This window comes from Helicobacter sp. MIT 14-3879 (assembly GCF_003364125.1).
Genome location: NZ_NXLP01000011.1, coordinates 1 through 12,717 on the forward strand (window position 1 = coordinate 1; position 12,717 = coordinate 12,717).

The window sequence follows — 12,717 nt, forward strand, 5'->3', positions numbered from 1 at the left end:
ATGGCTAGGTAGGCTAAAGCTCTCTTTAAGCCCACCCTTGCCGATAATAGCACTCACTGCCATAGCGTGATAGCCCTTGTAAAAATCATCATTGGGTAGAGCTATGTCTGGGTGTGCGTCAATCCACACCATCGCAATCTCATCTTTATACATTTGTGCAAGGTAGGTAAAAGGCGGCACAGAGATAGCACATTCCCCGCCAAGAGTAAGGATTTTAGCGGGTTTATGTGTAGAGAGAATTTCTAGGGCACTTTTAGTCTGGCTTGCCAAAACCTCCTTATCAATAATGCCCTCTTGCACGATTCTATGCCCTGAATCATCTACTATGAAGTCCCTATTAATAGGCACTATGGCGGTATGATGCTTGCTAGAGTAAGCAGAATGAGCTTTACTAGGGGCTATGGTGCTATGCTCACTGCTTGATAAAATACAATCAACGATTAGATTAAGAATCTGTGCTCCTAATATATAGCCCTGCGAAGCCTCGCTTTGACTTAAGTCCCCAAACCACCCTGCTATATCACCACCCTGCCATTGAGGATAGATGAGCCTTAAAATCTCTTTTTGCGGATTTGAAGAATGATGTGAAATGTTATTTTGCATAAATGATCCTTTTAACTAAAATCTTCCCACTCTAAAGGCTTTCCAAATTCTAAGTCTCTTAAAGCAGTTTTGTTTATAATATCTTTAAGATATTTTGGTGATAGCCCATTATTTGGTCTAACTGATTTAATATTTTCTAATGTTAGCTTATCTCCTTTTTTAATATCTTTACAGACAAATAGACTTCTTGCAAATTCTCTTCCTTTTTTTCTATTTTTATATTTTAAAAAGTTATTGTTTTTTAGTGCAGCTTCACTTTCTCTGATAATCTTTACTAATTTAGTAAATTGTGTTTTATTTAGACTAAATTTACTATCAACTCCTCCATATTTTTTATCTAGTATAAAATGTTTTTCAATTACACTCGCTTTTAGGGTAGTGGCAATTATTGATGCAAGATTTCCTTTGCTATGGTCAGATAAGCCATATTTTATTTTTATTTTATATTTTCTTTCTAGTCTTTTAGCATCATTTACCATATCAATAAGATTTAATTCACTAGTCTTAGCAGGGTAAGCACTAGTGCATTTAAGCAGCGTTATATCATAATTATTTTGTGTTATTATACACTCTATTGCATCATCTAGTTCATTATTATTTGCAATTCCACTTGATAAAATTATTGGTTTATTTTTACTTGCAATATAGCTTATTAGATTTGTATCGGTTATTTCAAAACTAGCAATTTTATAGATAGGATTATTGATAGATTCTAATAAGTCTACCCCTTCTTTATCAAATGCAGAGCTAAAACAAAACAAGCCAATTTTTCTAGCTATACTAAAAAGTTCATAATTCCATTCTAATGGCATATATGCTTCTTTATATAAATCATAAAGATATTTATTGTCCCATATAGTATTTGAATTGATTTTAAAAATATCACTTCTGCACTCTAATGTAAGGCTATCAGGTGTATAAGTTTGTAATTTAATAGCATCAGCCCCGCATTCTTTTATTGCATATATACTCTCTTTTGCTAATGATAAGTTTTGATTATGATTTGCACTTAATTCTGCAACTATAAATATGCCCAATATTACTTCCTTAATGCTAGAATGATAATATCAATAAAGACTTTATTTCTTTTGATTGCTTCAGGAAAAATCCCATATTGCATAAAACTATGTTTTTGATAAAATCTTAATGCCCTTTTATTTGTGCTTAGCACTTTAGCAAATAATATATGAAGATTTAATTCCTTAAATGCTATATATTTTAGGATATTCATTAATTTATCTCCATTTTTTTCATTTGGGTTTGAGTAGATTCCAAATATGGCATTTTTATTGTAAAAATCAATATTATTAAAACAAACTACACCAATAAAGCAATCTTCTTTATTTTTTAAATTTTTATTTTGAATACTTTGTTCCTGTATGGCAAAATATGCTTTATTCTTATCTCTTTTAAGATTTTCTATGAATTTAAAATGCTCTTCTTTGGTAATTTCTCTATTTATGGACATAAACTTCCTAATATTCTTATTATTCCTCATCTCTAAAATCTCTAATTTTTGTTTTTCGTTAAGATTTGTAAAGTTAAACGCAATTAAATTTTCAAAACTAAAATTCATTTCTATATCCTAAAATGTAGCTATGGCAATCCCTATACCAATGCCATTTTTTTTAAAATTATATTCAAATATATTATCTCCATAGCCATAGAAATATTGTGCATATATCGCAAAATTTTCTAAATTAAATTTATATTCTAGCAATACATTGCCTTTGTATTTTGCATAATTATGAAATAGATTTGATATAGTAAGTTTAAGGTTATTTCGAGATAAGAAATCATATTCTAAGATTAAATCACTATATCCTAAATATTTATCAATGTTTTTTGGATCTTTTCTTATATATGCCCAAGCTTTTAGCTTTAATCTAAAATTTTCTATTTTATACATAATTTCTGCTAGTATTAAATCTACTCCGCGTGATATAGTAACATTTTCTTCTCCATTAGAGATATGTTTAAATCCAAATCTAATATTATACAATTTTCCGCCAAGAAAGGGAGTATCTAATGTTTTATATATGATTAATTCAGGAATATAATCATTATTTCTAAAGGGGCTTGATAGCTTTGGTGAGTATATTTGAAAGAAAGACTTTTGTGTATAGGCAAAAAATGCTCCAAGCCCCCAAGAGATATTTTGAAAAATATTTGCTTTTGCACTAAATTGAAGTTTTATTTCATATTTTTTATATGGGCTTGGAGCTGTGCTTTGATAATAAATAGGAAGAAAATAGTTTTCATTATGTAAAGAAAATCTTTTAATAAAGCTATTTGCAGTATCTAAATTATGATAATATGGGAATTCATAATCCTTTATTTCATCTTGTGTTGCAGAATCTTTCGTTTTAGAATTTTTAGAAGATTCTCTAAAGGTTATTTTGGAGCAATCTTGCTTTTTTGTATAATTTATAGCTTCTATTGATTGTGAGTTCTCACTGCCATTTAATCCATATATTATTAATGAAAATAAAATTATTATATTTAAATAGCTCATAAGCAATCCATAAAGTAAAAATAATCTTTAATTAGGTAGAATTCTACATTTTACTCAAAAATTACTTAAAAATGTATGGAGTGTGTATGTGTGGCATTATAGGCTATATTGGGAATAAAGAAAAAAAACAAATAATAATTGATGGATTAAGAGAGCTTGAATATAGAGGTTATGATAGTGCTGGAATGGCAGTTTTAAATAATGATGGATTAACTATTTTTAAAACCACAGGAAAATTAAAAAATTTAGAAAGTAAATGCAAAGATTTTAGCTCAAGTGGTTTTGGCGTAGCAATAGGACATACTAGATGGGCAACTCACGGGAAAGTTTCTGAAGTAAATTCTCACCCAATTAGTGCAGAATTTAGCACCATAGTTCATAATGGAATAATTGAAAATTATATAGAAATAAAGCAGGATTTAGAAAAAAAAGGTCATATATTTTTAAGTCAAACAGATACTGAAGTAGTAGTGCATTTATTTGAAGATATTTTATTAAGCACCAAAGATGTTTTTAGTGCTTTTAAAAAGACTATTGAAGTAATCAAAGGCTCTTATGCAATTTTGCTAATAACAAAAAAGGATAAAGAAAAAATTTTCTATGCTAAGAATTCTTCTCCATTGCTAATAGGTAGTGATGGAGCTGGTATATATTTTGCCTCTTCATCTACACCTTTAATTGGCATTGTAAATGAGGTTTGCTATCTTGAAGATAATGATGTTGGCTACATAGATATAAATAACTTTAAGAGTTTAAAAAATATTCAACCTATAACTAATACTAAATTGCTATCTCAAAAAGATGGTTATAGGTATTTTATGGAAAAAGAAATTTATGAGCAACATAAAGTTTTACAAGATACCATAGCAGGAAGAATCTTTGATGATGATATAAGATTAGAATTGCCAGAAGATTTTTTAGATGGTATTAATTTAATCACATTATGTGCTTGTGGTACAAGCCATAATGCTTCTTTGAGTGCAAAATATCTTTTTGAAAGAGAAGTAAAAATTAAAACAAATGTAGTTATAGCAAGTGAGTTTAGATACTCTAATCCTGTAATGCAAAAAGATGAGCTTTTTGTGGTTATCTCTCAAAGTGGTGAGACAGCAGATACGCTAGAAGCATTAAAACTAGCAAATAGGCATAATCTAAAAACCCTTGCAATTTGCAATATTGAGGATAGTTCTATTGTTAGAGAAGCAAAATATAGCCTTCTTACTCGTGCTGGAATAGAAAGAGGAGTAGCATCTACAAAGGCATTTGCTACGCAAGTAATGTTGCTTTGGATGTTTGGAATCTATATTGCCATTAATAAAAAAACTATTTCACAAGATGAAGTTAAAAGACATATTGTTGATATGAGAAATTCAATCAATGCTACCAAAATAAGCCCAAAAATTCACGATAGACTAAAAAAACTTTCTAAGAGATATTTACATGGACATGGATTCTTTTTTATTGGGAGGGATATTTTTTATCCTCTAGCTTTAGAAGGTGCTTTGAAATTAAAGGAAGTTAGCTATCTTCATGCAGAGGGTTATCCTGGTGGTGAAATGAAACACGGACCAATAGCATTAGCTGATAGTGAGCTTTTTACAATAAGCCTTATGCCAAAAAAAATATTATATGATAAGATTAAAAATAACACAGAAGAATTAAGCACGAGAGACGCTACAATTTGTGTAATAAGCAGTGAAGTTATAGAATTAGCTGATGATATGGTTTTAATTGATAACTTTAATAGCTACATGGAAGAGTTTTTTTCTATGATGGTTATTTTGCAGATTCTAGCTTTAGAGGTTGCTATAAGGTTAGGTAATGATGTTGATATGCCTAGAAATTTAGCAAAGAGTGTTACCGTTGAATAGGAGAAAAAATGTTTTTTTTACGATTAAAAATTATTATATTATCTATTGTTATTATAGGTCTAACTAGTATATTTTTGTTATACAAGACAGATTTATATATTAAAAATAAGGCAATTGATTTAATATCAACACAGTTATCAAGCACTTCTAAAACAGCTTTTGATATTGCTAGTATAACTGGTATTGGGGTAGATTCTCATACTTATGAGATTATAAATACAATTAAAAGCCAAAATAATGTAAGAGACTTGTGGATTAGCAGAAATGATAATTTAAGCAAAGAACTTAATAAATCTAAAAGCTCACTTCGTGATTTAGTTGAAAGAAAGGTATATATTTCAAAAAGCCCAAGAGAAGTTGAAATTAGAAAAGTAGATGGGATAAATGAGCATATTGCTAGAGTTTCTGTCCCTATAATAGCTACTGATAAATGTGCTCTATGTCATAGTAGTATTAAGACAGGAGAAGTTGCTGGAAGTGTGAATATAGAGATGTTATTAACTGATAACATACAAGGAATTTATGATTCTATGCATGCTGAATTTATAGGGATTGTTTTAGTTTCTGCTTTTATATTAATGATTATGACTATGTTTAGTATCAATTCATTTACTAAGTTAGTTACTAGCGTTAAGACTGCAATTCAGGGTGCTATAAATGGAGACTTTTCTCTAAGAGTTAAGGATACAGGGGTTGGAATTTCTAATGATATTTCTAAATTAACGAATAGATTATTAGAGTCTTTGGATAAAAATATTGCAATTATTGATACAAAGGTTTCATCTATCTTTTTTTATAATAAAGCACTTTATAATAGGAATCCTCTAACAAGGCTTGTTGAGGTTATTTCTGAAGTTACTAATCTATTTATTTTTAAAAATAAGATAGGCAGATTCTATCAAACTAAAGAAGTATATAAAGAGTTGCAAGCAATTATTTTTAGATATATTAAATATAAGAATTTATTTTTTGCTGAAATTGTTAATGGGAAAATTGCAAGCGGATATAAAATAGAAAATAATACAGAAATGAGAGTTATTGCTGGTGAAATAAAAAGTATAGAAAAACGGCTAGATGACCCAAATCCTAATATTATTTTTAATGATGATAATGGAAGTATTTTTATATCAACTTCTATTGGTGACTTAAATGTAATTGACTTAAGAATTATTATTTCTAAGAATGTTATGCTTTATTATTCTATAGCTCTAAGTTCTAAAAAGGAGTTGTTAGAAAAAGAAAAGAGTATTACTAGAATCTATAACTATATGCGTGAAGCAAAACCAATAATTAATAATATATTACTTTTAAAAGAGATTGAAGAGTCTTCTTATACAGACCCCCTTACTAAAGTTTATAATAGATTCTATCTTGAAAAGTACGCCACAGAAGTTGAAGCACAGCTTGAAAAGTATATAAGCTTTGGGATATTGATGTTAGATATAGACCATTTTAAAAGGATTAATGATAGCTATGGACATGCTGTTGGTGACGCAGGGATTGTGCTATTAACTGAAACTATAAGAAATATCATAAAAGATAAAGATAAGATTATTAGATATGGTGGGGAAGAGTTTGTAGTTATATTGGAGGGTTATGATATAAATGAGACAAATAAAGTAGCTGAAAGAATAAGAAGTGCTTTTGCTATGGCTAAAAAATGTTCTCTTATGGAGCTTGATTTTAATAAATCTGTAAGTATTGGTGTATCTTGTATGCCAGATTTTTCTAAAAATGTTTGGGATTGTATTAAACAAGCAGACTTAGCACTTTATGAAGCAAAAGAGAGTGGTAGAAATAGGGTAATAAAATATTCTCTTGAGTTAAAATTAAAAGATGATGCTAAGAAAGCAGAAGAAGATTTAGAACAAACTAAAGTTAAGGAATCTAAAACATCTAACACTTCTTTAAATGGTGTAAAAAATGAAAATTCTGCTAATGATGATGAGGATTTCTTAGAGAGTTTGAGATTAAATAACTTAATTTAAGTTATTTAAATCTTAATAGTTTAAAAGATGTATAAAAGAGGTGTAATTAATATTAGGATTTAATTTAATAAAATAGATTCTGCTAAACTTATTTTGTTAGCACACATAAAGTGGATTTTAGGATAGATATTATTTATTTCTTTATATAAATTTTTGCTAAGTTCTATTCCAACTCTTTCTTCATTATCTCCTGCACTTTTTAATTCATTTATCCATATATCAGGTATATAGCAACCCGGTAGTTTGTTGTATAAAAATAACGCAGTTTTTAAGCTAGATATAGGATAATATCCAAATATTATGCTAGTTTGCACTTTAAGTTCTTTATTGATTTTATCTATCATATAAAGCAATTCTTTTATATTATCTATACTATAAACGGGTTGAGTGATTAGAGCTATAGCCCCTTTTTGTATTTTTTTATACATTTTTTTATAAATATTTTCCATATTATTAGCATAGGAGTTTATCACACCAAGATGATATATTTTTTTCCCACTATCAATTAGGCTTTTATTTTGTAAATCTTTGTTTTGATTAAGATTATTAATAATATCAAAAATTATACAGCTGTTAGATTCAAACACCGCTTTTGCTTGTGGTTGGTCTCCTAGTTTTATTGGATCTCCACTAAGTGCAAGAAAGATTCTAATATTAAATTCATTTAATCCCATTATTTCACCCTGCAACGCAATTGAGTTTTTATCTCTAGTACTAATTGTGCAAATCGTTGGCTTATTTAGGTAGTTTTGTATTTTTATGCTTGCTAGAATGGAGCTATGTTTTAGTCTAGCAAGCGGGGAATCTGTGCAAATATAGCAATCAAATATTTCATTTAGCTTGCTTTTTTTGATAGATTCTAGGGTTTTGTTTAGGCTAAAACTTTTTTGTGGGACTACCTCATAGCTTAAAAAACTTTCATTTTTAGTAATTTTTTGTAATATAGATTTTATTTTGTTATCCATTTTATTTCCTAAAATAATATTTTACATTTAAATTTAATTTTGATATGTGTTTAGCAATTTTAAGATAAAAATTATATAATATCAAATATTAATCATTTTAGGACATATAATGCAACAGATGTTACTTATTTTTGGATATTTAAAGAGATATCATTCCGATATAATAGATACTATATGTATATTATTAGGAATAATAGCTCTTAGAATTTATGCTCCAAATGAAATTAAGATTCTATTAGATAAAGCAAAGAAGAGAAAAGCTGTATTTGATGATTTTGATTTGACTATGAAAAATTTACTTGGAGATTTATATGTAAAGCCAAGTCCAAATATGAATATAATAAAAATATTAAGAACAATTAATGAGGTAGAGCCAACAAGTGAACAAATAGAGATTTTAATAAATACAATCACACAAAAAAAGACAATAAATAAATTATATTCTTATTCAACACCAATGGAGATAAATAAACTTGTTGTTGATATATTAGAATTACAAGATGGTGATGAGATTTATAATCCGTGTTATGGAATAGGCAGTTTATTCTTAGAGTTAGCTAGGACTAAAAAGAAATTTAGCATTTTTGGAGAAGAGCTAGATTCTAGTTTAGATAAGGTGGCAAAGTTAATATTAAAAACGTTAAATATAGATTCCAGCAATTTATTTGTTAATAATATTCTAAAAAATCAAATTTTCCCTTTAAATAAAAAGTTTAATAAAATTATGTGTAATCCTCCAATAGATGTTTATATAGGCATATTAGATTTAAAGAAAAATGAAAGATTTGCAAAATATGGGCTTATTACAAAGAGCGTCCCAGAGCTTAGCTTTATAATTAATGGAATTTCTTATTTAAAAGATAAGGGTGTATTTATCATAAGAAATCAGCTTCTTAAAAAAACTTCAGTTGAGGAGAAGTTTAAAGAAAAACTATGCCTAGAGAGGCTAATTGAAGCAATAATAGAGCTACCTAATAATATATTTCCTCATAATAGTGCGGATTTTTCAATTATGGTTATATCAAAAAATAATGATGGAATCCTACATATTGATGCTTCTAGTTTTTACAAAAAAGAGGGTAAATATAATCGTTTAATAAAAACAGATAAGATTTTAGAGATTTTAAGAGAGAAAAAAGATACTAAATACTCTAAATTTACCAAGATGAAAGATATAAATATAGATGATTTACGAGCACAAAGCTACTTAAAAAAGAAAGATATTGCAAATCCTATTCAAACTATAAGAAGTATTAATGCAGATATTATACGAGGGCAGAGAATCTATGATTTAAAGTCATCTAAAGCACAGAAATACAAAAATGTAGGGATAATTAACTTTAATGAATATGGTTTTATTGATGAAAGTAGTATAGAAGAACATATTGGTGATAAAGAAAAGATTGAAAAAAATAAATTACTTCCTTATGATATTCTTTTATCGCTTCGTGGCATTAATCCAAAAATTACAATTGTAAATGAGAGTAAATCTCTTATGGTGGCAAATACAGGCATTATAATAATACGCACAAAAAATAAAGATGATGCCTTTGGACTTTATTGCTTTTTATTTTCCAATAAAGCACATAAAATTTTAAGTGAGCTTTATATACAGAGTGAAAAAAAGAGTATTGATATAGACGATTTATATGATATTGAGATTCCGCTTGATTTTAAAAAAGATGCAAAAGAAAGATTTGAAAGGATAAATTCAATAGGTCAAGAGATATTAACCCTGAATAAAAAATTAGATGCTATGAGATAGTATTTAATTATTTTGTCAAAATAAAAATAGAACTAAGTTCTCTTTTAGAAGAATTTAACTCTCTTTTTAAAGCATATATTAAGTATATTTACTTATTTATACCAAATTGGTGGATTATTTTGCATTGGAGAATTATCAAACATATTTTTCATATTTTTAACATTACTTACATTCCACGAGTTTAGTGGTTGATTAAAAGATTCTGCCATAAAAAACATACGGTTCATACTTCTAACCTTGCTCACATTCCAAATATTTAGATTTTGATTAAAGGATTTTGCATAACTAAACATATCGCTCATATTTTCTACATTACTAACATCCCAAGCATTTAAGGGCTGATTAAAGGACTTTGCTTCCACAAACATCCACTCCATATCTCTTACATTACTAACATCCCAAGAATCTAAAGGCTGATTAAAGGATTTTGCTCCTAAAAACATACCTTGCATATTTTCTACATTACTAACATCCCAAGAATCTAAGGGTTGGTTAAAACTTATACTTTTATTAAAGAAGTTTGCCCAATAAAACATATAGCTCATATCTTTAACATTATTTACATTCCATTTATCTATCCCGCTAAAATCTCTCCTCTTTGAATCTTTAAATAAATAGCTCATATCAGTAATTTTTGAAGTATCAATTTCATTTAATTTTTATACTCTCATTATTAACAAGCATTATTAATTCTTTTTTATTTTGTGGGCGGTATTTAAGTTTAGAAGCTTGCACACTATGGCTAATTATAAGTATAAGTAAAAAAACTTTGATAACTATTTTCATTTATTTCCCTTGTAATAATATTTAATTTATAATTGTGCTTAAATCAAGTAAATTTTACAAATATTTTTAGCTTAAACAAAGCATAGAGCCTTTAAGCAAAATTTAAAATTACTAAAATTAGAATATAGACTTTTAATATCATTATTTAAGGATTTAGATGAAGGTTTTAATCCTTGCAGGTGGCTTTGGCACTAGACTATCAGAAGAGACAGAGTTAAAGCCAAAACCTATGGTTGAGATTGGTGGGAGACCAATATTGTGGCATATAATGAAGATTTATAGTTTTTATGGATTTAATGAATTTATTATTTTGACAGGCTATAAGGGGCATTATATTAAAGATTATTTTATCAATTATTATACGAGATATAGTGATATTACAATTGATATGAGAGATAATTCCTTAGAAATTCATAAGATGAAAGCTGAACCTTGGCGTGTTACTATGCTTTATACAGGGCAAGATTCTATGACAGGTGGTAGGATAAAACTCGCTAAAGATTATGTTTGTAATGAAACTTTTATGCTTACTTATGGCGATGGAGTAGCAAATATTGATATAAAAAAATTGCTAGATTTTCATAAATCTCATAAAAAATCAATAACAATGACTGCAATCCAGCCTGAAGGTAAATTTGGTGCATTAAATATTGATGATAATAATAGAATTATAAGTTTTACAGAAAAGCCCAAAGGTGATGCAAGTAAATATAATATGGGTTGGGTTAATGGAGGATTCTTTGTATGTGAGCCAAAAATATTTGATTATATATTTGGAGATGATTGTGTATTTGAACAAGAGCCATTAACTAATCTTGCAAAAGATGGAGAATTATTTTCATACCATCATTATGGATTTTGGAAGTGTATGGATACATTGAAAGATAAAAATGAACTATGTGATATGTATCTAAGTGGAAATGCCCCTTGGGCAGTGTGGAATAAAGCAGTGCAAAATAAATAGTAATAAACAATATTGTTTTAGAGCTTTTAGTAAATCTTAAAAGATTTACTAAAAAGATTATAGTTTTGATACTATATTAAATGTATCTTGTGCTATTACAAGCTCTTCATTTGTAGGCATAACACATATTTTTACCTTAGAATCCTGTGTAGATATTATGGCTGCTTTTCCAATGGTGTTGATATTTATATCTTTATCTAGTTTCACTCCTAAAAACTCTAAATGTTCAACTATCATCCCTCTTATATAAACTGCGTTTTCACCAATACCAGCACAAAATGCTATTGCATCTACGCCATTCATAGCTACTACATAAGAGCCTATATATTTTGCAACACGATATGCAAATACTCTCCTTGCTATTTTTGCTAACTCATTCCCTTCATTTTCTGCTTTTAGCAAATCTCTAAAATCACTAGAGAGTTTTGATATACCCAAAACCCCGCTTTTTTTATTTAATATATTTAAAACCTCATCAATATTTAGATTCTCTTTTTTTGCAATGTGTTGTAAAACTGCAGGGTCTAAATCCCCGCTTCTAGTTCCCATAGCAATACCCTCTAGTGGCGATAATCCCATACTTGTATCTATGCTTTTACCATTTTTTACCGCACAAATTGATGAGCCATTACCTAAATGACAAGTAATAATTTTAGAGTTGTTTATATCAAGTCCTAGGAATTCTGCAGTCTTGCGACTCACATAGTAGTGGCTTGTCCCATGGAAGCCATATTTTCTAACTTTATATTTTTCATACCACTCATAAGGGGTAGCATATAGATAAGCCACTGGCTCAATTGTTGCATGGAATGCAGTATCAAATACACATACCATAGGGGTATCTGGCATTAGCTCTTTACAAGCTATAAGCCCAGTAATATTAGCTGGATTGTGTAGTGGTGCTAAGTCACTACATTCTCTCATCGTTTCAATTACATTATCATCTGCCAATACGGAAGATCTAAAATACTCTCCTCCATGAACTGCTCTATGCCCTATTGCTTTAATTTCATCAAGTGATTTAATAGCTCCATACTCACCATCAGTTAATATTTCAAAGACATATCCAATAGCACTTTTGTGGTCTGGCATAGGAACTTGTTTTTCTATTTTTTTATCTTTAGCTTTATGTTTTAATATACTTCCTTCAAGATAGATTCTATCGCATATTCCTTGGGCTAATACTTCTTCTGAATTTATATTGATTAATTGATATTTTAATGATGAGCTTCCACAGTTTATTACTAATATATTCATTTT

12 protein-coding genes are annotated in these 12,717 nt (G+C 28.4%); 4 read left to right on the plus strand and 8 right to left on the minus strand.

Annotated features, from left to right (window positions below; translation table 11 throughout):
* The 4 genes from CQA44_RS07070 to CQA44_RS07085 form a co-directional block, all read right to left on the minus strand.
* A partial coding sequence (locus tag CQA44_RS07070; RefSeq protein WP_147289762.1) for an arginase family protein occupies positions 1–603 on the minus strand: 603 nt, incomplete at its 3' end.
* An 11-nt stretch (positions 604–614) separates the two neighbouring features.
* Positions 615–1,640: a pseudaminic acid synthase gene (gene pseI / locus CQA44_RS07075; protein ID WP_258864928.1), complete on the minus strand. Its 1,026-nt coding sequence runs from the start codon at positions 1,638–1,640 to the stop codon at positions 615–617.
* Between the two features lie 2 nt (positions 1,641–1,642).
* Complete coding sequence (pseH, locus tag CQA44_RS07080; RefSeq protein ID WP_115546582.1) at positions 1,643–2,179, minus strand: UDP-4-amino-4,6-dideoxy-N-acetyl-beta-L-altrosamine N-acetyltransferase; 537 nt, start codon at positions 2,177–2,179, stop codon at positions 1,643–1,645.
* A 9-nt stretch (positions 2,180–2,188) separates the two neighbouring features.
* Complete coding sequence (locus CQA44_RS07085; RefSeq protein WP_115546583.1) at positions 2,189–3,118, minus strand: phospholipase A; 930 nt, start codon at positions 3,116–3,118, stop codon at positions 2,189–2,191.
* A gap of 86 nt (positions 3,119–3,204) precedes the next feature.
* Here CQA44_RS07085 and glmS point away from each other — a divergent pair, with 86 nt between their 5' ends.
* Positions 3,205–4,989, plus strand: a complete 1,785-nt coding sequence (gene glmS / locus CQA44_RS07090; protein WP_115546584.1) for a glutamine--fructose-6-phosphate transaminase (isomerizing) — start codon at positions 3,205–3,207, stop codon at positions 4,987–4,989.
* An 8-nt stretch (positions 4,990–4,997) separates the two neighbouring features.
* Positions 4,998–6,977, plus strand: coding sequence for a GGDEF domain-containing protein (locus CQA44_RS07095; protein ID WP_115546585.1), 1,980 nt, complete (start codon positions 4,998–5,000; stop codon positions 6,975–6,977).
* A 59-nt stretch (positions 6,978–7,036) separates the two neighbouring features.
* Here CQA44_RS07095 and CQA44_RS07100 read toward each other — a convergent pair whose 3' ends face one another.
* Complete coding sequence (locus tag CQA44_RS07100; RefSeq protein ID WP_115546586.1) at positions 7,037–7,942, minus strand: methylenetetrahydrofolate reductase; 906 nt, start codon at positions 7,940–7,942, stop codon at positions 7,037–7,039.
* Between the two features lie 109 nt (positions 7,943–8,051).
* On the opposite strand from CQA44_RS07100, the gene CQA44_RS07105 reads away from it, so the two are divergent.
* Positions 8,052–9,707: an N-6 DNA methylase gene (locus CQA44_RS07105; RefSeq protein WP_115546587.1), complete on the plus strand. Its 1,656-nt coding sequence runs from the start codon at positions 8,052–8,054 to the stop codon at positions 9,705–9,707.
* A 92-nt stretch (positions 9,708–9,799) separates the two neighbouring features.
* Here CQA44_RS07105 and CQA44_RS07110 read toward each other — a convergent pair whose 3' ends face one another.
* Positions 9,800–10,330, minus strand: a complete 531-nt coding sequence (locus CQA44_RS07110) for a BspA family leucine-rich repeat surface protein (protein WP_220272147.1) — start codon at positions 10,328–10,330, stop codon at positions 9,800–9,802.
* Positions 10,331–10,355: 25 nt separating this feature from the next.
* Positions 10,356–10,493: a hypothetical protein gene (locus CQA44_RS13000; RefSeq protein WP_220272148.1), complete on the minus strand. Its 138-nt coding sequence runs from the start codon at positions 10,491–10,493 to the stop codon at positions 10,356–10,358.
* 157 nt (positions 10,494–10,650) lie between these two features.
* On the opposite strand from CQA44_RS13000, the gene rfbF reads away from it, so the two are divergent.
* Positions 10,651–11,457 carry a glucose-1-phosphate cytidylyltransferase gene (rfbF, locus tag CQA44_RS07115; protein WP_115546588.1) on the plus strand — a complete coding sequence of 269 codons (807 nt, stop codon included), beginning with the start codon at positions 10,651–10,653 and terminating at the stop codon, positions 11,455–11,457.
* A gap of 57 nt (positions 11,458–11,514) precedes the next feature.
* Here the strand turns inward: rfbF and CQA44_RS07120 are convergent, their stop codons facing one another.
* Positions 11,515–12,714, minus strand: coding sequence for an acetate/propionate family kinase (locus CQA44_RS07120; RefSeq protein ID WP_115546589.1), 1,200 nt, complete (start codon positions 12,712–12,714; stop codon positions 11,515–11,517).
* Positions 12,715–12,717: the final 3 nt, after the last annotated feature.

What these genes read in the sequence shown, in the direction of transcription:
- pseH (WP_115546582.1), bottom strand. Translation starts at nt 2,179, where the DNA reads ATGAATTTTAGTTTTGAAAATTTAATTGCGTTTAACTTTACAAATCTT.
- CQA44_RS07120 (WP_115546589.1), bottom strand. Translation starts at nt 12,714, where the DNA reads ATGAATATATTAGTAATAAACTGTGGAAGCTCATCATTAAAATATCAA.
- CQA44_RS07095 (WP_115546585.1), top strand. Translation starts at nt 4,998, where the DNA reads ATGTTTTTTTTACGATTAAAAATTATTATATTATCTATTGTTATTATA.
- rfbF (WP_115546588.1), top strand. Translation starts at nt 10,651, where the DNA reads ATGAAGGTTTTAATCCTTGCAGGTGGCTTTGGCACTAGACTATCAGAA.
- CQA44_RS07085 (WP_115546583.1), bottom strand. Translation starts at nt 3,118, where the DNA reads ATGAGCTATTTAAATATAATAATTTTATTTTCATTAATAATATATGGA.
- CQA44_RS07105 (WP_115546587.1), top strand. Translation starts at nt 8,052, where the DNA reads ATGCAACAGATGTTACTTATTTTTGGATATTTAAAGAGATATCATTCC.
- CQA44_RS07110 (WP_220272147.1), bottom strand. Translation starts at nt 10,330, where the DNA reads ATGAGCTATTTATTTAAAGATTCAAAGAGGAGAGATTTTAGCGGGATA.
- CQA44_RS07100 (WP_115546586.1), bottom strand. Translation starts at nt 7,942, where the DNA reads ATGGATAACAAAATAAAATCTATATTACAAAAAATTACTAAAAATGAA.
- CQA44_RS13000 (WP_220272148.1), bottom strand. Translation starts at nt 10,493, where the DNA reads ATGAAAATAGTTATCAAAGTTTTTTTACTTATACTTATAATTAGCCAT.
- glmS (WP_115546584.1), top strand. Translation starts at nt 3,205, where the DNA reads ATGTGTGGCATTATAGGCTATATTGGGAATAAAGAAAAAAAACAAATA.